The organism is Erythrobacter sp. GH1-10, assembly GCF_045363165.1.
In the GTDB taxonomy this organism is placed as follows: domain Bacteria; phylum Pseudomonadota; class Alphaproteobacteria; order Sphingomonadales; family Sphingomonadaceae; genus Erythrobacter.
Genome location: NZ_JBJFLP010000001.1, coordinates 771,081 through 794,982 on the forward strand (window position 1 = coordinate 771,081; position 23,902 = coordinate 794,982).

General features: G+C 65.0%; 27 protein-coding genes and 1 tRNA gene. 6 read left to right on the top strand and 22 right to left on the bottom strand.

Annotated features, from left to right (window positions below):
• Positions 1-30 precede the first annotated feature (30 nt).
• From ACI5KX_RS03835 to ispG, 5 genes are read right to left on the bottom strand one after another with little or no spacing between them, the layout of a single operon-like run.
• Positions 31-1,479 (bottom strand): NAD(P)-binding protein, encoded by a 1,449-nt coding sequence (locus ACI5KX_RS03835; protein ID WP_406809349.1) that lies wholly within the window; start codon positions 1,477-1,479, stop codon positions 31-33.
• Positions 1,480-1,518: 39 nt separating this feature from the next.
• Positions 1,519-2,436: a histone deacetylase gene (locus ACI5KX_RS03840; RefSeq protein ID WP_406809350.1), complete on the bottom strand. Its 918-nt coding sequence runs from the start codon at positions 2,434-2,436 to the stop codon at positions 1,519-1,521.
• Positions 2,436-2,978 carry a manganese efflux pump MntP family protein gene (locus ACI5KX_RS03845; RefSeq protein ID WP_406809351.1) on the bottom strand — a complete coding sequence of 181 codons (543 nt, stop codon included), beginning with the start codon at positions 2,976-2,978 and terminating at the stop codon, positions 2,436-2,438. The genes ACI5KX_RS03840 and ACI5KX_RS03845 overlap by 1 nt, the downstream gene beginning before the upstream one ends.
• A gap of 6 nt (positions 2,979-2,984) precedes the next feature.
• The gene (locus ACI5KX_RS03850; RefSeq protein ID WP_406809352.1) at positions 2,985-3,491 is read right to left on the bottom strand and encodes a thioredoxin family protein; all 507 of its coding nucleotides are present in this window, start codon (positions 3,489-3,491) and stop codon (positions 2,985-2,987) included.
• The gene (gene ispG, locus ACI5KX_RS03855; RefSeq protein WP_406809353.1) at positions 3,488-4,636 is read right to left on the bottom strand and encodes a flavodoxin-dependent (E)-4-hydroxy-3-methylbut-2-enyl-diphosphate synthase; all 1,149 of its coding nucleotides are present in this window, start codon (positions 4,634-4,636) and stop codon (positions 3,488-3,490) included. The genes ACI5KX_RS03850 and ispG overlap by 4 nt, the downstream gene beginning before the upstream one ends.
• A gap of 69 nt (positions 4,637-4,705) precedes the next feature.
• Between ispG and ACI5KX_RS03860 the strand changes: the two genes are divergently transcribed.
• The gene (locus ACI5KX_RS03860; RefSeq protein ID WP_406809354.1) at positions 4,706-5,710 is read left to right on the top strand and encodes a zinc transporter ZntB; all 1,005 of its coding nucleotides are present in this window, start codon (positions 4,706-4,708) and stop codon (positions 5,708-5,710) included.
• 12 nt (positions 5,711-5,722) lie between these two features.
• On the opposite strand, the gene ACI5KX_RS03865 is transcribed toward ACI5KX_RS03860, so the two are convergent.
• The 4 genes from ACI5KX_RS03865 to ACI5KX_RS03880 all read right to left on the bottom strand — a co-directional run bounded on the left by ACI5KX_RS03865 (position 5,723) and on the right by ACI5KX_RS03880 (position 7,737).
• Positions 5,723-6,370, bottom strand: coding sequence for a DUF1109 domain-containing protein (locus ACI5KX_RS03865; protein ID WP_406809355.1), 648 nt, complete (start codon positions 6,368-6,370; stop codon positions 5,723-5,725).
• Complete coding sequence (locus ACI5KX_RS03870) at positions 6,371-6,901, bottom strand: sigma-70 family RNA polymerase sigma factor (RefSeq protein ID WP_406809356.1); 531 nt, start codon at positions 6,899-6,901, stop codon at positions 6,371-6,373.
• A 1-nt stretch (position 6,902) separates the two neighbouring features.
• Complete coding sequence (locus ACI5KX_RS03875) at positions 6,903-7,376, bottom strand: DoxX family protein (RefSeq protein WP_406809357.1); 474 nt, start codon at positions 7,374-7,376, stop codon at positions 6,903-6,905.
• A 73-nt stretch (positions 7,377-7,449) separates the two neighbouring features.
• Positions 7,450-7,737, bottom strand: a complete 288-nt coding sequence (locus ACI5KX_RS03880; RefSeq protein ID WP_406809358.1) for a DUF2282 domain-containing protein — start codon at positions 7,735-7,737, stop codon at positions 7,450-7,452.
• Between the two features lie 189 nt (positions 7,738-7,926).
• Between ACI5KX_RS03880 and ACI5KX_RS03885 the strand changes: the two genes are divergently transcribed.
• Both ACI5KX_RS03885 and ACI5KX_RS03890 read left to right on the top strand, forming a co-directional pair.
• Positions 7,927-8,793, top strand: a complete 867-nt coding sequence (locus tag ACI5KX_RS03885) for a DUF692 domain-containing protein (protein ID WP_406809359.1) — start codon at positions 7,927-7,929, stop codon at positions 8,791-8,793.
• Positions 8,790-9,578: a putative DNA-binding domain-containing protein gene (locus tag ACI5KX_RS03890; RefSeq protein ID WP_406809360.1), complete on the top strand. Its 789-nt coding sequence runs from the start codon at positions 8,790-8,792 to the stop codon at positions 9,576-9,578. The genes ACI5KX_RS03885 and ACI5KX_RS03890 overlap by 4 nt, the downstream gene beginning before the upstream one ends.
• On the opposite strand, the gene ACI5KX_RS03895 is transcribed toward ACI5KX_RS03890, so the two are convergent.
• On the bottom strand, positions 9,575-10,525 hold the full coding sequence (locus ACI5KX_RS03895; protein ID WP_406809361.1) for an SDR family NAD(P)-dependent oxidoreductase: 951 nt from the start codon (positions 10,523-10,525) through the stop codon (positions 9,575-9,577). The genes ACI5KX_RS03890 and ACI5KX_RS03895 overlap by 4 nt on opposite strands.
• A gap of 14 nt (positions 10,526-10,539) precedes the next feature.
• Entirely contained in the window at positions 10,540-11,052 is a 513-nt protein-coding gene (locus ACI5KX_RS03900) for an N-acetyltransferase family protein (protein ID WP_406809362.1), read from the bottom strand.
• Between the two features lie 115 nt (positions 11,053-11,167).
• Between ACI5KX_RS03900 and ACI5KX_RS03905 the strand changes: the two genes are divergently transcribed.
• Entirely contained in the window at positions 11,168-12,247 is a 1,080-nt protein-coding gene (locus tag ACI5KX_RS03905; RefSeq protein ID WP_406809363.1) for an isoaspartyl peptidase/L-asparaginase family protein, read from the top strand.
• Positions 12,248-12,251: 4 nt separating this feature from the next.
• Here ACI5KX_RS03905 and bla read toward each other — a convergent pair whose 3' ends face one another.
• The 9 genes from bla to ACI5KX_RS03950 form a co-directional block, all read right to left on the bottom strand.
• The gene (gene bla, locus ACI5KX_RS03910) at positions 12,252-13,166 is read right to left on the bottom strand and encodes a class A beta-lactamase (RefSeq protein WP_406809364.1); all 915 of its coding nucleotides are present in this window, start codon (positions 13,164-13,166) and stop codon (positions 12,252-12,254) included.
• Positions 13,163-13,639, bottom strand: coding sequence for a GNAT family N-acetyltransferase (locus tag ACI5KX_RS03915; RefSeq protein WP_406809365.1), 477 nt, complete (start codon positions 13,637-13,639; stop codon positions 13,163-13,165). Before ACI5KX_RS03915 ends, bla begins: the two co-directional genes overlap by 4 nt.
• Entirely contained in the window at positions 13,636-14,556 is a 921-nt protein-coding gene (locus tag ACI5KX_RS03920) for an RDD family protein (protein ID WP_406809366.1), read from the bottom strand. The genes ACI5KX_RS03915 and ACI5KX_RS03920 overlap by 4 nt, the downstream gene beginning before the upstream one ends.
• Positions 14,553-15,617: a stage II sporulation protein M gene (locus ACI5KX_RS03925; protein WP_406809367.1), complete on the bottom strand. Its 1,065-nt coding sequence runs from the start codon at positions 15,615-15,617 to the stop codon at positions 14,553-14,555. The genes ACI5KX_RS03920 and ACI5KX_RS03925 overlap by 4 nt, the downstream gene beginning before the upstream one ends.
• Complete coding sequence (locus ACI5KX_RS03930) at positions 15,614-16,954, bottom strand: DUF58 domain-containing protein (protein WP_406809368.1); 1,341 nt, start codon at positions 16,952-16,954, stop codon at positions 15,614-15,616. Before ACI5KX_RS03930 ends, ACI5KX_RS03925 begins: the two co-directional genes overlap by 4 nt.
• 4 nt (positions 16,955-16,958) lie before the next feature.
• Positions 16,959-17,915, bottom strand: coding sequence for an AAA family ATPase (locus ACI5KX_RS03935; RefSeq protein ID WP_406811316.1), 957 nt, complete (start codon positions 17,913-17,915; stop codon positions 16,959-16,961).
• A gap of 2 nt (positions 17,916-17,917) precedes the next feature.
• Complete coding sequence (locus ACI5KX_RS03940; RefSeq protein ID WP_406809369.1) at positions 17,918-19,195, bottom strand: DUF4350 domain-containing protein; 1,278 nt, start codon at positions 19,193-19,195, stop codon at positions 17,918-17,920.
• On the bottom strand, positions 19,192-19,893 hold the full coding sequence (locus ACI5KX_RS03945; RefSeq protein WP_406809370.1) for a hypothetical protein: 702 nt from the start codon (positions 19,891-19,893) through the stop codon (positions 19,192-19,194). Before ACI5KX_RS03945 ends, ACI5KX_RS03940 begins: the two co-directional genes overlap by 4 nt.
• Positions 19,894-19,964: 71 nt before the next feature.
• Positions 19,965-20,858 (bottom strand): prephenate dehydratase, encoded by an 894-nt coding sequence (locus ACI5KX_RS03950; protein ID WP_406809371.1) that lies wholly within the window; start codon positions 20,856-20,858, stop codon positions 19,965-19,967.
• Positions 20,859-20,977: 119 nt separating this feature from the next.
• Between ACI5KX_RS03950 and ACI5KX_RS03955 the strand changes: the two genes are divergently transcribed.
• The gene (locus ACI5KX_RS03955) at positions 20,978-21,643 is read left to right on the top strand and encodes a c-type cytochrome (RefSeq protein ID WP_406809372.1); all 666 of its coding nucleotides are present in this window, start codon (positions 20,978-20,980) and stop codon (positions 21,641-21,643) included.
• An 18-nt stretch (positions 21,644-21,661) separates the two neighbouring features.
• Here the strand turns inward: ACI5KX_RS03955 and ACI5KX_RS03960 are convergent, their stop codons facing one another.
• Positions 21,662-22,327 (bottom strand): RlmE family RNA methyltransferase, encoded by a 666-nt coding sequence (locus ACI5KX_RS03960; RefSeq protein WP_406809373.1) that lies wholly within the window; start codon positions 22,325-22,327, stop codon positions 21,662-21,664.
• Complete coding sequence (locus ACI5KX_RS03965) at positions 22,327-23,586, bottom strand: Ppx/GppA phosphatase family protein (RefSeq protein ID WP_406809374.1); 1,260 nt, start codon at positions 23,584-23,586, stop codon at positions 22,327-22,329. The genes ACI5KX_RS03960 and ACI5KX_RS03965 overlap by 1 nt, the downstream gene beginning before the upstream one ends.
• A gap of 167 nt (positions 23,587-23,753) precedes the next feature.
• On the opposite strand from ACI5KX_RS03965, the gene ACI5KX_RS03970 reads away from it, so the two are divergent.
• Positions 23,754-23,827, top strand: a tRNA-Gln gene (locus tag ACI5KX_RS03970).
• Positions 23,828-23,902 lie beyond the last annotated feature (75 nt).

Here is a 23,902-nt window from a genome sequence, read left to right on the forward strand (position 1 = left end):
TCGTTCCCGTGAATATCCAATATGGGATCGTTAACCCGCTTCGTGAAGAGCTTTTGCGGCCATTCCTAGCTTGATCACGCCGGGCATATGCGCCTGGATCTTCGGCCCGAGATCGCTCATTTGGGCAAGGCGCGGGTCCTGCTCCTCGATCATTCGTGCAATCGCCGGCCCGGTCGGGTGCAATCGGCTCTTGGCATTGAAAGTATTGGTCTTTTCATTGCTCGAAAGGATCGCCGTGCTCATCAGGTTCGCCATCACCGCATAGGGGTAGGTGTCGGTCGAATCCGTCAGCGGTGCTGGCGGAATAAGATTGTTCTTCTCTTCATCGGTGTCGAAATTGGCTTCAACGAACGCCGCCAGCGCCGCGCTGTAGGGTACGAACGGCGTCTGCGCGAGTTGCAGCGTGATCGTGTCGCCGTCGAAGAACGGGCGCGGATTGGCCCGCGCTTCGAACGGGACGGCGGTGGCGGTGCAATCGATGAAAAGCGTGTTGTCGGGCACCTCGACGCGCTCGTCACCGAAATGCATTGCGCCCCGTTCGATCCGTGAAACCCGACCCTGGCGATAGACCTGCGTGATCTGCCGCAGCATGTCGACTTCGCCCTCCGAGATCACGGCGTAGTGGAACATCTTGGGCGTCACGCTTTCGTCGATCCGCAGCATGGTTCCGCGACGCCCGAGTTCGGCGAACATCTCGTCGCCGCTTTCCGATGCGGTGGCGGCTTCGACGAGATCGAGCTGGAACTTCATCAGCCCGTCGATGCGGTGATAGGCCGGTTGCAGCAGCTTGCGGTTGAACATCCAGCTGTCGCGCGGGCGCACCCAACCGATCTTGTCGGGTGAGACGCCCGCTTCGAGCAACCAGACGGCGGTGTCCATCGCGGTCTTCCCGCCGCCGATCACGACGTAGTGGTCGGGCAAATCGTCCGCTTGCTTCCATAGGCCCGGAAGGTCGCCCGGTATCGCAAAGCGCGTGCCTTCGGCGATTTCGAAGCCGGGCGTGTGGGTCGAAGGCACCGAGGTCTGGAACCATGTCGCGTCGACGATCTTGCGGCGTACGTGGACCGTCTGTTCTTCGCCCGAGAGGATGCCGCGCACATGGTGGTCGCCGCCGTCCTTCGAGCGGTATTCGGTAAGCGGCAGGTAGGTGACGCGTCCGCTCGGCACCAGCCGTTCGCTTACCAGCTTGCTGTAATAGGCGAGGATCTCGGCATGCTTGGCGAGCGGGTACATGCCCGCGTTATGGCCATGCTCGTCGACCCGGTCGGGGCAAAGCTCCATCGAGTTGACGCCGTATGTCGCGCTCGGCTGGTGCAGCGCAACGAAAGGGTAGGCATCGTTCCAGTGACCGCCCGGCCGGGCGTGCTTGTCGACGATCGTCATGTGACAATCGGGGTCTTCGTCGAGCATGGTGTCGGCGAAGGCGAGGCCGACGGCGCCCGCTCCCACGATCAGGTAGTCGGTTTGGAAATCAGCCATCGTTCCTGCTCCGTCCCGCAACCCACGGAAGCGATAGCATCAATCGAAGTCTCGCGACACACGCATATTCTCGTCGGCCATGGCGAGCATCGAGCGGGCGTGGCGTGCGGCGACGGCGCGCTGGTCGTCGCCATATCCGCCCCCGAGTGCAGACGCGACAGGAACACCCCGCTGGCGGGCCTGCCGGACCACGAAGCGGTCGCGGCGCTGGAGCCCTTCGTCAGTCAGGGCGAGCCGCCCGAGCTTGTCTTCGACATGCGGGTCGACGCCTGCCTGGTAAAGCACGAGATCGGGCGCGAACTGGTGCATGATGTCGGGCAGGTGCGTGTCGAGCGCTTCCATATAGCCATCGTCATCGACCCCGTCGGGCAGGCCGACATCGCGGCTCGAGCGGGCCTTGCGGACGGGGAAATTCTTTTCCGCATGGAGCGAGAGCGTGAAGATGTCTTCGCGCCCTGCGGTCAGGCTGGCGGTGCCATCGCCCTGGTGCACGTCGCAATCGACGATCAGGATGCGATGCGCCTGGCCCTCGGCGATCAGCCGGTTGGAGGCGACGGCGAGGTCGTTGAACACGCAATAGCCCGCGCCGGTGTCGGCGAGCGCGTGATGGCTTCCAGCCGCGCTGTTGGCGGCATAGCCATGCTCCATCGCGAGCCGTGCGGCGAGCCATGTCCCGCCATTGGTGTGGCGCACGCGGTCGCGGATGCGCGTCGTCACCGGGAAGCCGATGCGGCGCTCCTTTTCGCGAGGCACCGCCACGCGGAACACTTCGTCGACATAGTCGGGATCGTGCACCGCTTCGAGCCATTCGCGCGGGCAGGGATCGGGGGCGTGCTCGGTGATCGGGGCGCCGCTGGCACGCAGCTCCTCCATCACGAGGTAGTATTTGTCGAACTTGAATGTCCCGCGGGTCGGTTGCGGGGCCATGTAGTCGGCGTGATGGACGACGTGGAGCATCACAACACTCCCGTATGTTCGAGCACGATCTTGCAGCCGAGACCAATGAGGATCACGCCGCCGAGCACTTCGGCAGGCCTGCCGAAACGGTCTCCAGCCGACTTGCCGATCGTCACCCCGACGATCGAAAGAAGTAGCGTCACTCCAGCAATCAGTGCGGCGGCGACCAGCGGGGGATAGTCGAGCGTCGGCAGGGTGATCCCGGCGGCGAGCGCGTCGATACTGGTGGCGATGGCGGCGACCAGCAGCGCCATGCCGGTGAGCGGGCGCAGAGCTTCGTCGTGCTCGCCCTCGCGGATCATCTGCACTCCGATAAAGGCCAGCAATCCAAAGGCGATCCAGTGATCGATGGCGGCGATATAGTGGAATGCCGCTGCGCCCATACCCCAGCCGATCAGCGCCATGATCCCCTGCGCCGCTCCGAATGCCAGAGCGATCGCGAGTATTGGCCCCGGAGCCGGGCGAAAGCGTGCGCCCTGCACCAGCGCCACTGCGAATGCATCCATCGCCAGCGCAAAGGCCAGAAAGAGGGCTTCGATCATGCGGGCCTACCCCGCGAGGCTCGCCAGTTCATCGTAGATCGCGCTCTCGCTGCGGCTGGCTGCGTCGCGCCATGTCGTCGCGGTATCGCCGTTCACCAGTTCGCCATCGGACGTCAGCACCAGCACGTTGGGCGTGCCGGGCAGATCTTTGAGGCCGAAGCGGCGCGCGATTCCGAGATTATGGCCGTCGCCCCGTTGGGGCATGCCGATATTGACGAAGACGAGTTCGTATTTCTCGGAAACCAGTCCGGCGAGGCGCTCGGTTTCCAGCCATCCGGCGAGCGCGCGGCTGTCGTGGCACCAGTTCGCGCCCATCACCAGCAGCACGCGGGTGTCGCGCTCCGCTGCACGGGCGAGCGCGTCATCGACATCGCCCTCGGCATCGTCGGATACGACGTAGGACGCGGCCTCCGGGCCGTCATAATGCGAGCGGTGATTGAACCACCAGTCGCCCGCAAGGATGGCGGCGGACAGCGCAATGCCTGCCCCGAGGGTCAATAGCTGGCGGATCACTCGGCGGCTTCGGCTTCCGCCGCGTGTGGATCGAACGCGGTCGTTTCGCCCGCTTCTATCTTCGCGGCCTTCTCTTCGACCAGCCGCACGATGTGATCGAGCATGTCCTCGTCCTCGATCGTGTGCGCCTTTACGCCCGAAAGGTAGACCATGTGCTTGCCCGAGCCGCCGCCGGTAAGGCCGATATCGGTCTCGCGCGCTTCGCCGGGTCCGTTGACGACGCAGCCGAGCACCGAGAGGCTCATCGGCGTCTTGATGTGTTCGAGCCGTTTCTCGAGCGTTTCGACGGTGCGGATCACGTCGAAGCCCTGCCGCGAACAACTGGGGCAGGAGACCACGCGAACCCCGCGGGTGCGCAGGCCCAATGCCTTGAGCATCTCGTAACCGACCCTCACTTCTTCCTCGGGCTCGGCGGAGAGCGAGACACGGATCGTATCGCCGATCCCTGCCCACAGCAGCGAGCCCATGCCGATCGAGGACTTCACCGTCCCGCCGATCAGCCCGCCGGCCTCGGTGATGCCGAGGTGCAGCGGGCAATCGACCGCTTCGGCAAGCCCGTGATAGGCGGCGACCGCGAGGAACACGTCGCTGGCTTTCACCGCGACCTTGAATTCGTGGAAGTCGTGATCCTGCAGCAGCTTGATGTGGTCGAGCGCGCTTTCGATCAGCGCTTCGGGGCAGGGCTCGCCGTATTTTTCGAGCAGGTCGCGTTCGAGCGAACCGGCGTTGACCCCGATGCGGATCGCGCAGCCATTGGCTTTAGCGGCGCGGACCACTTCGGCCACCCGGTCGGACCCGCCGATATTGCCGGGGTTGATCCTCAGGCAGGCGGCGCCCGCATCGGCGGCTTCGAGCGCGCGTTTGTAATGGAAGTGGATGTCGGCGACGACCGGGATGCTCGCCGCGCGCGTGATCAGCGGCATCGCCGCGGTCGCTTCCTCGGTCGGGCAGGAGACGCGGATGATGTCGCAGCCGACCTCTTCGCAGCGGCGGATCTGGTCGATCGTCGCCGCCGCATCCTCCGTCGGGGTGTTGGTCATGGTCTGCACCGTGATCGGCGCATCGCCGCCCACGGGAACGTCACCCACCATGATCTGGCGGCACTGCCGCCGTTCGATATCGCGCCAAGGCCTCACTGAAGACATGTGCGCCATATAGGCGCCAGCGAATGAAGGGGCAATGACAAGCGCGCCGCGTTGCGGCATGAAGCGCGCATGGATCCGACCGCAACCGATGCCACCGAAGGCAAGGGACCGCTGATTTTCGGGCGCGTGCTCGATGGCAAGGGCGGGGCCCGCCCGATCGGGCGCGAGGAAGTCGACAATTGGGAGCCTTCCGCGCCGGGCGAAGTGTTGTGGCTGCATCTGCGCCGCAACGCGCCCGAAGTGCAGCCGTGGCTGGAAAACGACCTGGGCATCCCCGAGCCGACCGCCGAACTGCTCGTGTCGGATTCGACGCGGCCGCGGGCGCTTCGCGAAGGCGAGGCGCTGGTTGCCACGCTGAGAGGCATCAATTTCAATCCCGGTGCGCACCCCGAGGACATGATATCGCTGCAATTGTGGTCCGACGGCACTCGGCTGATCACCCTGCGCAAGCTGGCTATGCAGACCCCGCGCGATGTCGTCGCCCTGTTCGATTCGGGCAAGGGGCCGACCGATGCGGGCAGCGCGGTGACCGCAATCGTCGAGCAACTTGTGGTCCGGATGAACCAGACCATCGTGGACATGAACGAGCAGATCGACCTGCTCGAGGAGATGGACGTCGAGGAGGAATACGAGGAAATCCTCCCGAAGATCACCGCGATCCGGCGCAATTGCCTCGCGTTGAAACGCCACATGTCGCCGCAACACGAGGCGCTAGACTGGATATCGCGTTTCGCGCCCGCCTGGTTCGAGGATCACGACCGGCGCGAGATCGCCGAATCGATCGACCGGCTGCGGCGCTACCTCGACGATATCGACATCAGCAAGGAAAGCGCGCTGGTGCTGCAGGACGAACTGCGCGCGCGGTCGCTCGCGTCGAACGAACACGCGACCTATATGCTCACCATCGTCGCCGGGATATTCCTGCCGCTGGGCTTCCTTACCGGGCTGATGGGGATCAATGTCGGCGGGATGCCGGGCCTCGACGACGCGCAGGCATTCTGGATCGTCGTCGCGATCTGCCTCGGCATTATGGCGCTGCAGCTCTTCCTGTTCTGGAAGTGGAAGTGGCTCTAGGCCACGCGCCGCTCACCAGCGGATCAATGGCGGAACCGCGAGCCTTCCAAGAACTGCGGCTATCGCGACCGGAGCGATATGGACGATGCCGACATGGGTCACGGTATCGAGCGGGCAGGTGATGCCATAGGCGAGCGAGCCGAGCGAACCGGCAGCGAGCCCCGTCACCCAGCCAGCGCGTTCGAGCGAAACCGGTGCGCCGCGGCGCAGGAACGCGATCGCCGCACCGGCGACAAGCAAACCTGCGATCAAGCCATATGCCGCGCATTCCCATGCCCACATGACACTTTCGGGGCGCTTCGCAATGATGGTGGACAGCAGCGAGAGCAGACCTGCGACGGGTAGCACACCGATCATCGCCGCGCCCCACATCGCCGCGTTGCCGCGCGCGCCCACGCGGGGCAGCGCCGATGCGACCAGCGCAGCCGTGCTGGCCGCGCCGAGCACGGCAAGCAGCCCGTTCGTGATCCAGAAATAGCCCGAAGCCTCGCCCGAGATCATGCCCCTCCAGAAGCCGAAAATGGCGATCGAGGCCATTCCGGCAATGAGGGTCGCAGCGCCGATCAGCGCCACACCATGCCCGGGCTTCACGCGGGCGACCGGCGTAAGATCCTCGGTCAGGGACGCTATCAGGTCGGCACGATTTGAATTGGTGTTCATTTAGTCTGCTTCCTCGACCAGCGTGGCCAGTTTCTTAAGGCCACGATGGATGTTCACTTTGACCAGGCTTTCGCTCTGGCCGGTCTTTTCGGCTGCCTCGCGGATCGACAAGCCGCCGATCTTCACGAGTTCGATAACTTCGGCCTGCTTGTCGGGTATGAGCCCGAACAGGCGATCCAGGCTCACGCGGGCCATCACGACCTCTTCTTCGCTATCCTGCGCCGCATCGTCTTCCATCAACTCCCGGCTCTCGTGCTTGTAGACCTTGCGCAGGTGATCGACCCAGCGATAGCGCGCGATGGCTGCCAGCCACGGCAGGAACGGGCGGTTCGCATCCCACGTTGCCCGCTTGGTGTAGAAGGCGATCAGCACTTCCTGCACGAGATCGTCGATTTGGTGCGGCGGCACGCGGCGACGGAAATACCGTTCGAGCCACACGCCCACCTCGGTCAGCAACACATTGGCGGCGGCTTTATCGCCGTCCTGCGTCGCTGCCATGAGGCGGGCAAAGGTGGGTTCGTCGGCTACCATCTCAGGCTTCTTTCGGGCCTGCGATCCGTGCGAGGAGCGCATCGAGCGAGAAGAGCCCGCCGCCACGGCTAACGAGGAAACCGCCGAGCGCAAGCACGGTGATTGCCCAGCCGAAGAAGTGATCCGATGTCGGGAACACGAAAAGCTGGATCACCAGCGCCATGACCATCAGCGCTGCCGCCGAAAAACGGGTGGCAAGGCCGACGACGAGCAGGATCGGGAACAGGAATTCCGCATAGGTTGTCATCGGTACAGCGAGATCGCTGGGAATGGGAAGCCCGGTGAATTCGTTCTCGAAGATGAAGTACTGGGTTTCGTCGATCTGCAGCCATGTGCCGTCGACGACCTTGGTCTTGTACGACCGCCAGAAAATCCCGGCGAGCGCGACGCGGGTCGCGAGCTGCACGATGCTCTCCGCGATGGTGCCCGACAGGATGCCGGTCAATCGCTGCCAAAGGCTGGTAAGTGCGTTCATTTGTTGTCCTCCCGTCCGGGTGGCCGGCTGACCTGTTTTCGAGTGCCTGACAGGCCGCCGGCCGCCGTGGCGCTTAGCGCTTGATTGGCTTCAGCGAGCCTTTGCCCTTGGGCGTTTCGATATCTTCGCAAGTGCCCTTGGGCACATATTTCCAGGCGTTACCCTGGTAATCCTTGGTCGAAGTTCCCGCGCAGCTGGTGCCGGGGCCTGCGGCGCAATCGTTCTTGCCTGCCTTGGCGACGCCGTAGCACTTTTCCTTGGCTTCGGATTTCTGCGCGGCGACAGGGCTGCTGGCGAGACCGGCGGCGATGCCTGCGGTGAGGGCGAGGCCGGCGATGTTCACAAGGGACTTGGTATTCATCGGGGTGTCTCCAAAACTTTTCGGGGTCGGGCGACCCGGCACTGTGCCGGACCCACCATGCCATTCGCCGCGAGGCGGGAAGCGGTTACAGGGCTGCGAAAAAAGTGGAGCCGCGCCGCCTGTAACGGCGCAGCTCTCGCTCGCGAACCTGTCGGCAAGAGCGATCCTCGACTTCGGAGAATTTCTGCTATGACTGGCGCAATGTCGCACAGCCGCACCATCGATCCGTTCGGAGGCTTCGGTCTCGGCCTCAGGCGCACGCATTACGAGGATTTTCTCGAAAGCGACGTCCCGGTCGATTTCGTCGAGGTCATTTCCGAGAATTACATGATCGAGGGCGGAAGGCAGCTGCGCATTCTCGATCGGGTGCGCGCAAAGCACCCGGTGATCCTCCACGGCGTCTCGATGTCGATCGGGTCGGCGAACGGGCTCGATGCCGAGCATCTCGAGAAACTCAAGCGGCTGGCCGAGCGGGTCGACCCGCTGTGGGTCTCCGATCATCTGTGCTGGACCCGCACCAGCGCGCATAACAGTCACGACCTGCTGCCACTGCCGCTAACCGAAGAGGCGCTTGGGGTGGTTTGCGCCAATATCGACCGTGCACAGGATGCACTGGGCCGTGCGATGCTGTTCGAGAATCCGTCGAGCTATCTCACCTTCCCCGAAGACGAGTTGACCGAGTGGGAATTCCTTTCGGAGATGGCGCGCCGCACCGGCTGCTACCTGCTGCTCGACGTCAACAACATCTATGTGAGCAGCCGCAATCACGGCTTCTCGGCGCACGAATACCTCGCCGGATTGCCGCTCGAACGGGTGCGGCAAATCCACCTTGCGGGCCACGATCCGGCGACACCCGAGCGCGACGTCATCATCGACACGCATGACCGCGAAGTCGCGGACGGTGTGTGGGATCTCTATGCAAAGGCCATCTCCATGCTGCCGCAACCGGTCGCGACCATGATCGAGCGCGACGAGCATATCCCGCCGCTTCCCGACCTGCTGGCCGAACTCGACCGTGCGCGCGGCGTAGCCAGTGATGCGCTGGTCCCGGCATGAGCGATCTGGCGGAGAAACAGGCCGCGTTCATGCGCGCTATCCTCGATGAGGATGCGCCGCTGCCCGAAGGCTGGGGCAATCGCCAGGCGCTCGGCATGTCGGTCTATCGCGGCAATTACCGCTCGGCGCTGGTCGGGGCGCTCGAAAGCACCTTCGAGCGCACGGCGCGCTATGTCGGCGAGGCGACCTTCAAGCGGGTCTGCGCGCACCATGCACTCGCCAATCCTCCGAGCGGCTGGACCATCGACGAAGCGGGCGAGGGCTTCGACGCGACCTGCGCCGAGCTGTTTGCGAACAATCCCGAAGTCGCCGAGCTTGCGTGGCTCGAATGGACCATGCTGCAAGTCGCGAATGCGCCGGATTGCGAACCGATCGACGCCGACGGGTTTGCCGAGGCAACCGCCGCATTCGGCGACGAGGACTGGATGGGACTGCGCGTCCAGTTCCAGCCCCGCGCTGTGGCCCACGTGGTCCGGACCAACCTTTCCGGCCTGTGGAACGCGCTCGAGGACAGCAGCGAGCTGGACCGGCCCGAGCCGCGCCTCGCCGAACCGCGAGGCTGCATCGTTGCGCGCGAGCAGGAGCGGCCCGTGTTCCAGATGGTCGAGCCCGACAGCGCGGAGGCATTCGCCTTGATTCAGGCGGGCGGCACCTATGGCGAATTGATCCTGCATCTCGCGGGTGAAGAGCCCGAACTCAAGCATGTGCAGAAGGCCGCCATGCGTGCGGGTGCGATCCTCGGCGAGTGGGTGAACGAGGGGCTCGTCACCGGCCTCTCGGCCTAACCGGTGAAGGTCTCGCCCACCATTTCCTCGCTGATCGTCCAAAGCCGATCGGCATTGCCCTTGTCGAGCGCGTAGGTTCGCACCCCACCGGTCGTGGACTCATCGTCCACCTCGGCGACATGGCAGTCCTCGCAATAGACCCCGCCGCGGCCTTCCAGCTCATCGGCGGTCGCGGCCCAGACCTGCGTTGCGGCGCCCTGCGGAATTGTCTTCCACGAGAAATCGGGATCGCTCTTGGAAATACGCTCGATCAGCGCTGCCGATTGTTCCTCGGTCATATGCCGGCCGAGATTGGTCTGAATGCCGCCGGGATGCACCGCATAGGCGTGAATGCCCTTGTCGGTGAAGCGGTCTTCAAGTCCCACGGAGAAAAGCACGTTGGCGGTCTTCGACTGCCCGTAGCTTACCCATTCGTTGTATTCGCGGCTGCGGAAGTTGGGATCGTCCAAGTCCACCGGCGCGAAATGGTGCCCACGGCTAGAAAGGTTGACGATCCGCTTGTTCGAGCCCTTTTCAACAAGGGGCATAAGACATTTCGTCAGCAGGAAATGGCCGAGGTGGTTGGTGCCGAACTGCATCTCGAACCCGTCGGAGGTCTTTGCGAAAGGGCAGGCCATCACACCCGCATTGTTGATCAGCAGGTCGATCTTGTCGAAGCGCTCGCCTGCCTCCCTGCCGCAGGCGCGGATGCCGTCGAGCGAGCCGAGATCGCAGATGATGGTTTCGAGTTTGGCGTCTGGGTGATCGCTCTTGATCGCAGCGACAGCTGCGTCGAGCTTGGCCTGATCGCGCCCGGCGAGAACTACATGCGCGCCGTGCGCTGCCACCGCGCGCCCGGTCTCCTGTCCGAGCCCGGAATTGCCGCCGGTGACGAAGACCGTGGTACCCGACAGGTCCTTGCCCGCCAGCACGTCGTCGGTGGTCGTGTTCTTGCCGAAGTCGCTCATCGTGATTCTCTCCCTTAGAGCCGCAATTCATACAGGAATTCCGGATCGATCTGCTCGCCGACCTCGAACGTGATATCTGCGATCTTCCCGAACCCATAGCGCTGGTAGAAGCGCTGCGCTCCGAAATTCTCGGCATAGACCGAAAGCTGGATCGCACCGTGGCGGTTTGTCTTTGCATAGTCGAGCGCCCAATCCATCAGCGCCGCACCGATGCCCTCGCCGGTACGTTCCGGCGCCGTGTAAAGCTGGCCGAGCGCGATCGGGTTTTCGGCACCGGAATATTCGGCATACCAGCTGGGCGCGCGCAGTTTGCAATAGCCGACCAGCGCGCCGTCGTCCTCGGCCAGCCGGTGGATGCACTCGTCTCCTGCGACCTCTTCGGCCACCGAAGGCTCGGAATAGACTTCTTCGAGAAAGTTCGCGAGATCCTCGGACCGGTAAAGATGCTCGAAGGTCGCGCAGAAGCTCTCGCGGCCGAGCCGGGCGAGCGCGGGAACATCGTCGAGCGTGGCGGCGCGAAAGATCATGCAAGCTGCCTAGCGCAGCCGCCCGCCCGCGTTAAGCGGCGGATCGATCAGCGAAGGTGGCGATCCCGCGGCGGTGTGGTAAGGAAGCACAGCCAATCGAGTTTTGGGGGAAGACATGAAGGCACTCAGCACCGCAATCGCAGCCCTTGCTACACTGTTCGTATTCGCGCTTCCGGTTTCCGCGCAGGAGGCGGCGGAACCGCGCTGGTCGATCGCGATCCACGGCGGGGCGGGCACGCTCGATCCCGACGAGATGACGCCCGAGCGCCGCGCTGCCTACGAAGCTGCGCTGCAAAACGCTTTGGACGCTGCCAAAGCGGTACTTGCCAACGGTGGAAGCGCGATGGATGCGGTGAAAGCCGCGATCGTTCCGCTCGAAGATGATCCGCTGTTCAATGCCGGGCGCGGTGCGGTCTTCACCTGGGACGGCAAGAACGAACTCGACGCCTCGATCATGGACGGACGCGATCGCAGCGCGGGTGCAGTCACCGGTGTAACCTCGATCAAGAATCCCATCCTGCTCGCCGATGCGGTCCGCACCGACAGCCCGCATGTGTTCCTGATGGGCACGGGTGCGGAGCAATTTGCCAGCGAGAAGGGCCTCGAAACGGCACCGCCCGAGTGGTTCGCCACCGAGGCGCGCCGCGAAGCGCTCGAGCGGATGAAGGCGCGTGAGCTGTCCGCGCTCGACGTCGACCACAAGTTCGGGACGGTCGGCGCGGTCGCGCTCGACATGGCCGGCAACCTCGCCGCGGGAACCTCGACCGGCGGCATGACCGGCAAGCGGTGGGGCCGGATCGGCGATGCGCCTGTGATCGGGGCGGGAACCTATGCCGACAATCGCTCCTGCGCCGTCTCGGCGACAGGGTGGGGCGAGTATTTCATTCGCGTCGGCGTCGCATCGGAAATCTGTTCGCGTTACCGCTTCCTGCGCATCACCAAGGCCTATGCGCAGAGCAGCGAGCGGCGCGAATGGCTCGAACAGCAGAACTATCCGCAGGGTATCGCCGATGCGGTGATGCAGGAGGTCAAGGAACTCGGCGGTGACGGAGGCGTGATCATCGTCACGCCCGAGGGGCAGGCGCTGTTCAGCTTCAACACGACCGGGATGTATCGCGGTCGTGCGACCAGTGACGGGGTGAACGAAGTGGCGATTTTCGCCGACGTGATCGAGCAGGCCAGCGAAACGCCGTGACGCGTTAGAATGGCAGGACCCGGTCCCGCCTCACGAAATCGGTGATCACCTCTCCGACGCGGGCGAGCGCCTGCTCGGAGGCCGGATCCGTTTCGTCATGCGTGTCACGCGCCCGGAAATAGGCCGCGAAGGTCACCGGCGCGTGGTTTTCGGGCTCGACGAAGCCGATATCGACGTAAAGGCTACCCATGCCGGGCCACAGCGAGGTTCCGGTCTTGTCGCCCGCGCGCCAGTCATTGGGTATGCCTGCGCGCACCCGGCGCGCTCCGGTCGGCGTATCGACCATCCATTGCCTTAGCAGCGTGCGTTCCGCCGTGGGCAAGACATCGCCAAAAGCGAGCTTTGCCATTGTCCGCGCCATGGCGCGCGGCGTCGTGGTGTCGCGGAACTCCGTCTGTGGGACGTTGTTGAGCGCGGGTTCGGTGCGATCGAGGCGGCTAACGCTGTCGCCGATCTCGCGCCAGAAAGCGGTGAGCGCCGCAGGTCCACCCAGTTCGCGCAGCAGCACGTTGGCGGCGGCGTTGTCCGAATATTTCTGCGTCGCCTCGGCCAGTTCGCGCATCGTCGCGCCTTCGGTGAGCCGCCGCGTGGTGAAGGGCGAGACGGCCATCAGGTCGTCTCCGGTCCAGTCTATCCGGCGGTCCGCATCGATGGTGCCCGCCGCATCGCGCGCCAGCACCAGCGCGGCGAGCGAAAGCTTGAACGACGAGCAGTGCCCGAACCGCATGTCGCGGTTGAGGCCGACCGACAGCCCGCTTTGCGTGTCGTAGATCTCGGCGCCGAGCGTTCCGTTCGCGGCTGCCTCGACGATCCGCAGCTTCGCTGTGAGCCGCCCGATCGGGCTCTGGTCGGGCGGGATGCAGGCCGAAGCGCCGAGCGCGAGGCTTCCTGCCAGGAATGCGCGGCGATCGGGCGTCACAAGTGTTTCTCCATGCACAGGCTGAATTCGTCGGAGACATAATCGCCGAAAGCGGGGCATTCGGCAAAGCCGTGTTTTGCATAGAGCCGCTTGGCCGGGGCAAAGGGCTCCGGTCGCCCGGTTTCGAGGCCGAGCCAATTGTAGCCGCGCGCCTTGGCCTCGGCGAGGAGGTGGACAAGCAGAACCTCCCCGGCGCCCTTGCCGCGATAGTCCGGGGCGGCCCGCATGGACTTGAGCTCGCCGCGCGCTTCGCCAAGGTCCTTGAGCGCGCCGACCGCGGCAAGCGTTTTTCCCTCGCGCACCGCAAAGAAGGTGACATCCGGCGCGCGCAGGCGCTCGGGCGGCATTGCGTGGACCTTGCATGCCGGCGACCAGCGATGCATCTCCTCTAGGTGGAGCCGCAGCAGGTCGAGCACGTCATCGCTCGTTAGATCGTCGCGCCCGATAGCGTAGGCGATCGGGTGCCCGCTCACGAGAACTTGTTCGCCTTGCGCTTGCCGAAGCGCATGTCGCCTTCGAGCTTGGCGCGCAGCTGCGCGTAGAACGCTTCGAGGAAGGCGCGCTCGTCGCCGGCGCCCGGGTCCCAGCCGATCTTGCGGCAGATCGTTTCATGGACCGCCGCGAGCGCTTCGGGCTGGGCATCGCGCAGCATCCGTTCGAGCGTCTGCAATTCGTGCTCGCCGTAGATCGATAGCTCGGCCTCGCCGAATTCGTAACGCACGCCGGTGATCTCGCTCGATCCCTTGGCCGCCGCACCCTGCGTCGAGAGCGCATCGGCGAGCTTGGTGCGCGGAGCCTCGAGCACCCACGTTCCCGCGATGATGTCGCCCGCCCGCAGCGCGTCCTTGTTGAAGAACGGGAACAGCATGAAGATCAGGAACCAGATCATCCCCGCAATTCCGAAATTGCCTGCTTCTCCGCTCGGCGCCATCATCAGGAAGACGAGCGGCATGAACAGCTCGATATCGCGCAGCAGGTTACGCGCGATCACCGCCTCGGGCGTAAGGCGGCCGCCATTCCTTGCCGCGACGCGGATGCCGACGATGCGCTTGCCATAGGTCGCCCCGCGCGGGCCGAGTTCCATGCTCAGGAAATAGCCGTAGCGCGCCAGGAACCCGACAAGGATCAGCACGATGAACAGGAATTCGCCTGCACCTGAGATGTTCTCGTTTGCGGTGTTCATCGCTTCCTCGAACAGGCCGCCGAGTACGAACATCAGGACCAGCTGGAAGACGAAGAGCGCGATGAACAGGATCACGAAATCGAGCACCAGCGCGCCCAGCCGCGACCCGCGCGAGGCGATCGTCACCGGCACGGCGAGCCCCTCGGGCGTGATTAGCATGCGCTCCCGCTTGTTGGTGTATTCCATCGTGCCGGTGGCCGCGTTCATGCCTCTTCCTCCAGCCGATGTGGACGATAGAGGAAGAAATAAGCGAGCCAGAATGCCAGGAACGCGCCGCCGATCACGAAGCGGCTTTCCATTCCGCCGACCAGCTGGCGCGGGAAGGCCTCGAGCAGCGCGGCGACCACCATCATCAGCACCACGCCGACCATCACGATCGCGCTGCGGCGGCCGCTTTCCGATGCCGCCTCAAGGATCGTTCGAGTGCCCGGGAACGCCATCGACCGTCCGATATGCAGTCCCGCCGCCCCCGACAGCAGGATACCGAACAGTTCGGTCGTGCCGTGGACGCTGAGCCACGCCGCGAATTCCCAGCCGAGATCGGCGCCGGCGAACAGCCACACCATCGCCCCCAGCATCGCCATGTTGTGGATCAGCAGCATCAGCGAGGGGATGCCGAAGGCGAAGCCCAGCGCGAAGGCGAGGATGCACACCCCGGCATTGTTGCTGAACAGGTAGGCGGCGAAGACCGATAGCCCGCCGGTGCTGTTCTCCTGCTCGATCGTCTCCAGCAGCATCTCGCGGCTGGCTCCGGGCACGCGGCCTCCGGCAAGCCCGCCGGGCACGAGCCGGTAATACCAATCGGTGTTCTGCGCGACGAGCAACCAGCCGACCAGCGCGCCGGCGGTCATCACGAACAGCGCGATGCAGACGTCTAGCCAGATTTCGCGCACTGCCCGGCTCCAGCCGCCGAAGAAGAATTCGCGCAGCCATCCGAACAGCCCCTTGCGCGGGCCGTAGACCTGGAACCACGCGCGCTGGACGAGGCTTTCGAGATAACTCAGCGTCGCCGCGTCGAGCGAGGTCTCGCGCGCGACCGAAAGGCTGGAGGCGGCGGTGCGATAGAGCGTCGGCAGCGCCAGCAATTCCTCGTCGTCGATCTTGCGCACGCCCCCGCGTTCCATCCGCGCGACGATGTCTTCCAGTCGCCGCCAGTCGTATTCGCGCTCGAGGCGGAAGCGGTCGGAACGCAGCGCCGCGCTCTCGATATCGGTCGGCGCGGTGATTTCCCCGCGCCCGAACCACGCCGAGATTGTCGGAGCCTTCATCCGATCGCCTCGCTGTTCTTGATGATGAAATAGCGGTCGATCAGCCTGTAGCCGATCTGGTCCCACGGCGCCTCGACCACGTCCACGCCCATGCGGCGCAGGCGCTGCAGCACGATTTGGCGCTGGTGCAGCAGCGTGTCTGCGGTGACGCTGCGCGCCAGCGTGCCGATGTCGCCCGGCTCCTCGCTGATGAAGGTTTCAAGCTCGCTATCGGCGATGGTGACGAACAGCACGAGGTGCTTTTCGACCAGCCTCCCGATGCTTTCGACCATCAGTTCCGCAGCGGTCGGGTCGGTGAAATCGGAGAACAGGACGATCAGCGAACGCCGCTTGAGCTTGGCGGTGAGGGCTGCCAGCGCGAGCGTGAAATTGGGCTCGGTCGCTTCGTAATCGAGGCCGGCAGCGGCGCTCTGGAGGCGGTGGAAAGCGCGACTGTCGGCGATGAAGGGCGTCATTACCTGCGGTCGCTGGGCGAAACCGAACAGAGCGACCTTGTCGCCGCCCTTAAGCGCAACATAGGCGCAGGTAAGGGCGGCAGAAACGGCACGGTCGATGCGCGGCATGCCGTCGACGGGCTCGCACATGGCTTGCCCGCAATCGAAGGCGAACACGATCTGGTTGTTGCGCTCGCTCTCGTTCTCGCGCGCATACAGGTGATTGTGCCGCGCGCTTGCCTTCCAGTCGATCCGGCGGCGATCCATGCCGGGCTCGTATTCGGACAGCGCCTCGAACTGGGTGCCTTCGCCGCGAATGCGCCGGGCGATAAGGCCGGTCTGCGAATCGCGCAGGAAAGTCTGCAATTGCTGGCTGCGTACCGGCGAGAGGTCGGGCCAGATGCGGATTTCCTCTTCGAGCGGGCGCGATGTCTGTCGCGCGCCGAGGCCGAGCGGACCGTTCCAGCGCAGCCACGCATGAGTGACCGCGGCAGTCCCGCGCCGCTCGGGATGAACGTCGAATGCGCCGCTGCGATTGCCGGTCTCGGGATTGCGTAACAGTTGCACGGTGGCGCGGCCCGACTGGCCTAGCCGCGGATCGAACTCGATCGCTGCTTCGGGACGGCTCGCGAGCATGCGCGAGAAGCGGGCGAAGACCTCGATCGGGGTCGCCTGACCGACTTCGGTATCGGCGGGGACCTGCACAATCCATTCGCGGCACGATCCGGCGAGGATGCCGTCGATCACGATCAGCCCGATCAGCACGATCGCCGCCGCCGGGGCCACCACCCACAATTGCGGTGCGACCGCCGCGATCACCAGTGCCACCGGCGCGAAGATCGCGATCAGCCATGCCGCGCGCTCGGTCGGGACCAGCGGAAGGTTGGGGCGGAAGCGCTTCATGGACCTAGCGCGGCGCCTCGGTGCTTTCGACCAGCTCGGCAACCAATGCCTCGATGTCGCGGCCCTCGATTTCGGCGGCGGGGCTGAGCGTCAGGCGGTGGCGCAGGACCGGCACGGCAAGCGCCTTCACATCGTCCGGGATGATGTAAGCGCGCCCGTGGAGCGCGGCGCGGGCGCGCGAGGCGTTGGCGAGCATGACCGCCGCGCGCGGGGATGCGCCAACCGCGAGATCGGCGTGTTCGCGGGTCGCGCGCACCAGCCGCACGACATAATTCGTAATTTCCTCGGCGACCGTCACATGGTCGAGCGCACCGCTCGCGGCATGCAGCTTTGCCGCGTCGGCGACAGCGGTCACGCCAAGGTCTGCGGGGCGTTGCGGACCCTGCCGCTTGCCGTAATCGGAGACGATCCGCGCCTCTTCGGCCTCGTCGGGATAGGGCACCAGCAGCTTGAACAGGAAACGGTCGAGCTGCGCTTCGGGCAGCGGGTAGACGCCCTGGTTCTCGATCGGGTTCTGGGTCGCGACCACCATGAAGCGCGAAGGCAGCTGGTGGCTCTCGCCATCGAGCGTCACCCGGCGTTCCTGCATCGCTTCGAGCAGCGCGGCCTGCGTCTTGGGCGGGGTGCGGTTGATCTCGTCGGCCAGCAACAGCTCGCAAAAGATCGGCCCGCGCGTCAGCGTGAACTGGCTGGTCTGGAAGTTGAACAGGTTCGATCCAAGGATATCGCCCGGCAGCAGGTCGGGGGTGAACTGGATGCGCCCGAAATCGAGCCCCAACGCGGTCGCAAAGCTGTTTGCAAGGAAGGTCTTGGCGGTCCCCGGCGGCCCTTCGAGCAGCACGTGCCCCTCGCTCACCATGGCGACCAGCAACTGTTCGACCATGTCTTCCTGCCCGACGACCGCTTTCGCCACTTCGGCGCGGATCGCGTCGGCCAGCTCGCTCAGTTCTTCCAGACTCATGCTCATTTCGCGAGTTTCCTTGTCAGTTCGTTGAGCGCCTGTGCGGCGCGCAGGATGTCGTGGGGTGTGTGGGCGTTGCGCAGCCTTTCGGCGCGCGACGAAAACGGTTCTTCTTCCGGCAGGCGCGCGGCCAGCGCCGCGTCGATCGTCTCGGGATCATGCCGCGCGAGGCCGAGCCTTTGCGCCAATCGCCTTTCGGTCAGGGTGGCATAGGGTTCGGCAAGCAGTCGCAGCCGCTTGGCGCGCACGATCAGCCCGGCGCCGTTGCTCACCAGCCGCTTCTTGCCGAACGCGATTTCGGGCCCGCTCGCCGCCGCCGGACCAAAGCGCAGGAAGGCGCGCCAGCCGATGATCAGCATCGCAAGGATCAGGCACAGCGTCGCCGCGAGAAAGGGCGGGCGGAATGCAAGCGTCAGCAGGTTTTCGGCCCCGCCAAAGCCATTCAATGTGAGGTCGAAGGTTATCCCGTACTCGTCCCCGTATCCGGCTTCGCGGACGAGCGCGAGAGCGGCCTTGGCGCGCTCGGGATCGGCGAGCCCGTAATTGTTCACCAGGTCGGGTTCGACGACGAAGATCACCCAGTGCGCGTTTTCGTAGAAGTCGGTGCCTTCTTCGCCGAGCACGTTGATCGCCAGCGCGTGCCCGGCGGCATCGGTGACGAGCGGATCGTGCAGTTCGTCTTCCTCGGCATAGGCGATGGTTGCCGTCGGCAGATCGCCCGACAGCTCGAGGCCCTCCCACGCAAGCGACTTGTCTTCCTCGAGGTTTTCGATCTTGTGTTCGAAGCCGAAGGGGGCGGGCAGTTCGTCGGTCCAGGGCAAGTGTGTCGACCCTGTCAGCTGGACCCAACCCTCCTCGAACTCGCTCGCCGCTTCTGCCGGAAGATCGCGCGGTGGGCGGCTGGCATACCATTTCGGCAGGATCACCAGCGTCGGCCCGAGATATGCCCGGTTCTGCAGGATTTGCCCGAGCTCTTCGGCATCGGCGTAAATACCGGGAGTGAGGATCAGCAGGTCGTTGGTCTCGAGCCCGCCGGGGGTGCGCGAAAGCGTGACATCGAACCCTTGGCTCTCGAGCATACGCGCCAACCCGGCATAGCCGTTGATCCCCGTCGCAGAAGCGTGAGCCGCGCCGTTGCTGCGGCGCTCCCCCGTGTCGCCCGCGGCCAGGAAATACAGCATCGCAATGAAGGCGAGGAAGCCGACGACGACCACGGCGAGCACGGTGAAACGGCTGAAGGGAGAGGCGCTGCGCCCGGTGTTGACTGTGGTATCGCTCATGCTGCGCCCCCGATGCGGACCAGCGCGAACTCCGCGTAGGCTTTTCGTGCGGCTTCCCAGTCGGACTGGTCGAGCGATCGGAGCGCGAACAGGCTGCGCTCGACCCGCTCTGCGATGGTCGCAAACGCGCCGCGCGCGGCTTCCGAAAGCGGTGGCAATGCCGCCAGTTCGCGCGCGGTGCTGGATGGTTCGACCCAATCCGGCCGTGCGGCGGCGATCTGCCCGACACTCCGGCGCAGCAGCAGATGGGTGGCTTCATCGTATCGCCCCTCGGCGGCGAGCCGGTCGGCATCTTCGAGCAGGGCGAGGCTTTCGCTGCGTGTGGGTGCCCACTCGGGCTCTTCTTCGGCTGCGCGGCGCTCGCGATTCCGTCGTGCCAGCGGGCCGATGGTGTTCACCAGCAGGTAGGCGACGAACGCTACGACCAGCGCCAGCAGCACCCATTGCAGGACCGGCCACGCATAGGCGATTGCCGAGCCCACCGGCGCAAGCAGGTCGCCGAGAAAGTCGAAGAAAGCCTCCAGCGCCTTTTCGATTGCGTTGGGTTCGCGCGGCGGCGTGTCGGGGATGACGATCTCCTGGAACTGGATATCGCTGTCGTCGCGGACATCCTCCCAGCTCTCCAGCGGCGCGTCCCGAACGGGGGCGACGGAAGAGGCTTCGGAATCGGCAGGAGAGGACGTCGCCGGATAGGTCATTCAACCGCGGTGGTGGCACGGCCCGCCGCCCGGTGCAACAGCCGAAAACCGCCTATCCGGGCTTCTCGTGGTTAACCGCGCGGGCGGGCTTCTTCATAGGTGCCGAGAATCCGCAATTCCTTGGAATGGAACGCACATTCCTCCAACGCGCGGTCCACCGCGGGATCGCCCGGAGCACCGATGATGTCGGCGTAGAACATGGTCGCCGAAAAGCTCGCGCCTTGCTGGTAGCTCTCGAGCTTGGTCATATTGACCCCGTTGGTCGCGAAACAGCCCAATACCTTGTAGAGCGCGGCAGGAACGTTCTTGACCTCGAAAATGAAGGTGGTGATCGCCTGCTTGCCCGCGAGGGCTTCCGGCGTCTGCGGCTCGCTCGCGAGGATCACGAAGCGCGTCATATTGTCCTCGCTGTCCTCGACATGGGTCTCGACGATATCGAGGCCATAGAGCTCGGCCGAAATCGCAGGGGCGATCGCGGCGAGTTTCGGATCGCCCTTCTCGGCCACGAACGCCGCCGCCCCGGCGGTGTCGGCATAGGCGAGCGGCACGATACCGCGCTCGCGCAGGAACAGGCGCGACTGGCCGAGCGCCTGCGGGTGGCTGTAGGCGGCTTCGAACGGTCCCTTGCCGGGTCCCATTAACGCGTGGTGGATCGGCATGAAATATTCGCCGACGATATAGAGGCCGCTCTCCGGCAGCAGGAAGTGGATGTCGGCGACGCGGCCGTGCTGCGAATTCTCGATCGGGATGATCGCCTGTCCCGCGCGCCCGTCCTTCACCGCTTCGAGCGCATCCTCGAAGCTGAAGCACGGCAGCGGTAGGGCTTCGGGGCGCGCCTCGGTCGCCGCGCGGTGCGAATTCGCTCCGGGGGAACCCTGAAATGCGATGGCGCGCGCGGGGTTGGCTTCGGCTGCGGCGCGAAGCTGATCGACGAGGGCGAGGGCGGGACCGGGAAAACTTCGCATCAGGCCTGCGGCGTTAATGCGCCAGGGCACCGGCGGCAAGTCCGGTTGCGTTCCTTGCACGAATTGATGTTGCGATCACTCTTGCGCGGGCGCGAGGGGCGCTTTATTGGACCGCCGCAATGGCACAGGAAAACAACACTGACACTCCGCCCGCAGCCGAAAACGGCAGCGGCGATCTGTTCAACACCGCTGCAGGCTGGGTCCTGTTCGCGGCCGGTCTCGGCCTCGGTCTCTCGATCCTCGCCGACAAGTACTTCCACGGCTACGATCCGGAAATGCCGGAGCAGCCGGGTTACCTGATCGAGGTTGCCGAGGAAGAATCCTCCGGCCCCGCCGAAATGACCTTTGCCGAGGCCCTGACCACGGTGACCGCCGCCGATGGTGAAAAGCAGTTCGCCAAGTGCCAGGCGTGTCACAATGTCGCGCAGGGCGGCCCGAACGGCGTCGGCCCGAACCTGCATGGCATCATGGGCGCCTCCTTCGCGTCGAAGGGCGGCTTCAATTACTCGTCTGCGCTTTCGGGCATGGAAGGCCAGTGGGGCTGGGAAGAGATGAACCAGTGGCTCAAGAACCCAAAAGGTTACGTGTCGGGTACGTCGATGAGCTTCGCCGGTCTCGGCAAGATCGAGGATCGCGCTGCGATCGCGCTTTACCTCAACGAGCAAGGCTCGGGCCTTCCGGTCCCCGAATTCACTCCGGCGGCCGAGGAGCCTGCCGAAGGCGAGGGTGAAGGCGAAGCAGCCGAGGCGGGCGCCGACACCGAAGAAGCGGCAGCAGCCGAGTAATCCGCCAAGCGGGCGCGCTCAGTCGCGCCCCTTGAATCCCTGAGCAACGACATACCACTCGGACGAGTCCTTGCGGCTCGCCGGCGGCTTGGCGTGCTTGACCGTCTTGAAGTGCTTCTTCAGCAGCGCGAGCAGTTCGGCATCGGTCCCGCCCGCCAGCACCTTGGCGACGAACGCACCGCCTTTTTCCAAAGTCTCGGTCGCAAACCACGCGCCCGCCTCGACCAGACCCATGGTGCGCAGATGGTCGGTCTGCTTGTGGCCGACCGTGTTGGCCGCCATGTCCGACATCACCAGATCCGGCGGGCCATCGAGCGCCTCTTCGAGCGCGGCGGGGGCGCCATCGTCCATGAAGTCCATCTGGAAGATCGTCACGCCCTCGATCGGCTCGGTCGGCAACAGGTCGATGCCGACGACTTTGGCCTTGGGGGCCTTGGCGCGCACGACCTGAGACCATCCCCCCGGCGCGATGCCGAGGTCGACCACGCGCTTCGCGCCGCGGATCAGCCCGAATTTCTCGTCGAGCTCGATCAGCTTGTAGGCCGCGCGGCTGCGATAGCCCTCCGCCTTGGCCTGTTTGACATACGGGTCGTTCAACTGGCGCTGCAGCCAGCGGGTCGAGCTTTCGCTGCGCTTTTTCGCGGTGCGCACGCGCTTGTCTGGATTGCGACCGGAACGCGCCATCAGTCGGGCTTGCCCGCGCGCATCTCGTTGAGCGCCTTGAGCGCCCGCTCGCTCTGACGCTCCGCTGCCATCAGGCTGCGCAGGATGCCTTCGCGGATTCCGCGATCGGCGACGCCAAGCCGCTCGGCGGGCCATAGGTCGAGAATCGATTCGAGGATCGCGCAGCCGGCGACCACGAGGTCGGCGCGGTCGTGGCCGATACACGGCAGCTCGCTGCGTTCGGCGGGCGACATGCCCGAAAGCCTGCCGCTGATATCGCGCATCGAATCCGACGGCACGATCAGCCCGTCTACCGCCTTGCGATCGTAATGCGGCAGCTCGAGATGCAGGCTCGCCAGCGTGGTCACGGTGCCGCTGGTGCCGAGCAGGCGAATGTCCTCGGCGTCAGCCGCGCCGGCAATGCGCTCGGCAAACGGGGCGAAGCTGCCCGAGACGATCTCGCGCATCTTCGCATAGCGCGCGAGCCGGGCCTCGCGGGTGTCCTCGCCGCGTCCGACCGTGTCGGTCAGCGACACCACGCCCCACGGCACGCTCTGCCAGTCGAGGATGCGCGGCACACGCCCGCCCGGCTCGAGCAGGACGAGTTCGGTCGAACCGCCGCCGATGTCGAAGATCACCGCGGAACCTTCGCCCTGTTCGAGCAGGATGTGGCAGCCGAGCACCGCGAGCCGGGCCTCTTCTTCGGCGCTGATGATGTCGAGCACGATACCGGTTTCCTGCCGCACACGCTCGATGAACGCGGGTCCGTTGGCAGCGCGGCGGCACGCCTCGGTCGCGACCGAACGCGCGAGACGGACGTTGCGGCGCTTGAGCTTGTCGGCGCAGATCGACAGCGCACCGAGCGCGCGGTCCATCGCCTCATCCGAAAGCCGTCCGGTCTTCGCGAGATCCTCACCGAGTTTCACCACCCGGCTGAAGGCATCGATCACGGTGAAATCGCGGCCCGAGGGCCGTGCGATCAGCAAACGGCAATTGTTGGTGCCGAGGTCGAGCGCGGCATAGGCCTGGCCCGGGCGTTGGCCGGTCGCAGCGGATTTGCCCCGCGGTGCCGACGCGCCTGCCCCCTGCGACTGCGCGCAGCTGGTTTTGGTCGAATTGGTGTTCGAAGCACGGTGCGAACGGCCGTTCGTCTTGCCGTTACCCTTTGCCTCGTTGCGCTGGAGGGGACGTTTGTAGCGAAAATCGGCTACTTTGCCGGACCTGTTGCCCCTTTTCCTGCCAGCACTCCTGTTCGCGTCCGGCGGAGGCATATCCGCCATAATCCAAATCTTTCATCTCACTCGTGCAAGCCTTGGCACGAGCACCTGAAACAAAAGCTAAACCAAGCGCGGGCGGAGAGCAAGCGCGCGAAGCCTTGACTGCGCTGCGCGGCGAAACTAGGAGGCGCGCTCGCGCAGCGGACGTCGCACGATCGACCCGCGCCGATTGCCCCGTCGTCTAATGGTAAGACTACGGACTCTGACTCCGTCAATTGAGGTTCGAATCCTCACGGGGCATCCATTTCCAGACCGCAGGGCCTTGGCTTCCGCCTGCCGGAAGGCACGACAGGCTGTCGGTCCCCCGCGCGCATCCGAC

Coding starts and splice junctions, on each gene's coding strand:
- ACI5KX_RS03880 (WP_406809358.1), bottom strand. CDS start 7,737: ATGAATACCAAGTCCCTTGTGAACATCGCCGGCCTCGCCCTCACCGCA.
- ACI5KX_RS03925 (WP_406809367.1), bottom strand. CDS start 15,617: ATGAAGGCTCCGACAATCTCGGCGTGGTTCGGGCGCGGGGAAATCACC.
- ACI5KX_RS03905 (WP_406809363.1), top strand. CDS start 11,168: ATGAAGGCACTCAGCACCGCAATCGCAGCCCTTGCTACACTGTTCGTA.
- ACI5KX_RS03945 (WP_406809370.1), bottom strand. CDS start 19,893: ATGACCTATCCGGCGACGTCCTCTCCTGCCGATTCCGAAGCCTCTTCC.
- ACI5KX_RS03895 (WP_406809361.1), bottom strand. CDS start 10,525: ATGAGCGACTTCGGCAAGAACACGACCACCGACGACGTGCTGGCGGGC.
- ispG (WP_406809353.1), bottom strand. CDS start 4,636: ATGTCTTCAGTGAGGCCTTGGCGCGATATCGAACGGCGGCAGTGCCGC.
- ACI5KX_RS03875 (WP_406809357.1), bottom strand. CDS start 7,376: ATGAACGCACTTACCAGCCTTTGGCAGCGATTGACCGGCATCCTGTCG.
- ACI5KX_RS03935 (WP_406811316.1), bottom strand. CDS start 17,915: ATGAGTCTGGAAGAACTGAGCGAGCTGGCCGACGCGATCCGCGCCGAA.
- ACI5KX_RS03955 (WP_406809372.1), top strand. CDS start 20,978: ATGGCACAGGAAAACAACACTGACACTCCGCCCGCAGCCGAAAACGGC.
- ACI5KX_RS03960 (WP_406809373.1), bottom strand. CDS start 22,327: ATGGCGCGTTCCGGTCGCAATCCAGACAAGCGCGTGCGCACCGCGAAA.
- ACI5KX_RS03890 (WP_406809360.1), top strand. CDS start 8,790: ATGAGCGATCTGGCGGAGAAACAGGCCGCGTTCATGCGCGCTATCCTC.
- ACI5KX_RS03965 (WP_406809374.1), bottom strand. CDS start 23,586: ATGGCGGATATGCCTCCGCCGGACGCGAACAGGAGTGCTGGCAGGAAA.
- ACI5KX_RS03865 (WP_406809355.1), bottom strand. CDS start 6,370: ATGAACACCAATTCAAATCGTGCCGACCTGATAGCGTCCCTGACCGAG.
- ACI5KX_RS03900 (WP_406809362.1), bottom strand. CDS start 11,052: ATGATCTTTCGCGCCGCCACGCTCGACGATGTTCCCGCGCTCGCCCGG.
- ACI5KX_RS03885 (WP_406809359.1), top strand. CDS start 7,927: ATGACTGGCGCAATGTCGCACAGCCGCACCATCGATCCGTTCGGAGGC.
- ACI5KX_RS03845 (WP_406809351.1), bottom strand. CDS start 2,978: ATGATCGAAGCCCTCTTTCTGGCCTTTGCGCTGGCGATGGATGCATTC.
- ACI5KX_RS03870 (WP_406809356.1), bottom strand. CDS start 6,901: ATGGTAGCCGACGAACCCACCTTTGCCCGCCTCATGGCAGCGACGCAG.
- ACI5KX_RS03840 (WP_406809350.1), bottom strand. CDS start 2,436: ATGCTCCACGTCGTCCATCACGCCGACTACATGGCCCCGCAACCGACC.
- ACI5KX_RS03835 (WP_406809349.1), bottom strand. CDS start 1,479: ATGGCTGATTTCCAAACCGACTACCTGATCGTGGGAGCGGGCGCCGTC.
- ACI5KX_RS03920 (WP_406809366.1), bottom strand. CDS start 14,556: ATGAACGCGGCCACCGGCACGATGGAATACACCAACAAGCGGGAGCGC.
- ACI5KX_RS03940 (WP_406809369.1), bottom strand. CDS start 19,195: ATGAGCGATACCACAGTCAACACCGGGCGCAGCGCCTCTCCCTTCAGC.
- ACI5KX_RS03950 (WP_406809371.1), bottom strand. CDS start 20,858: ATGCGAAGTTTTCCCGGTCCCGCCCTCGCCCTCGTCGATCAGCTTCGC.
- ACI5KX_RS03860 (WP_406809354.1), top strand. CDS start 4,706: ATGGATCCGACCGCAACCGATGCCACCGAAGGCAAGGGACCGCTGATT.
- ACI5KX_RS03930 (WP_406809368.1), bottom strand. CDS start 16,954: ATGAAGCGCTTCCGCCCCAACCTTCCGCTGGTCCCGACCGAGCGCGCG.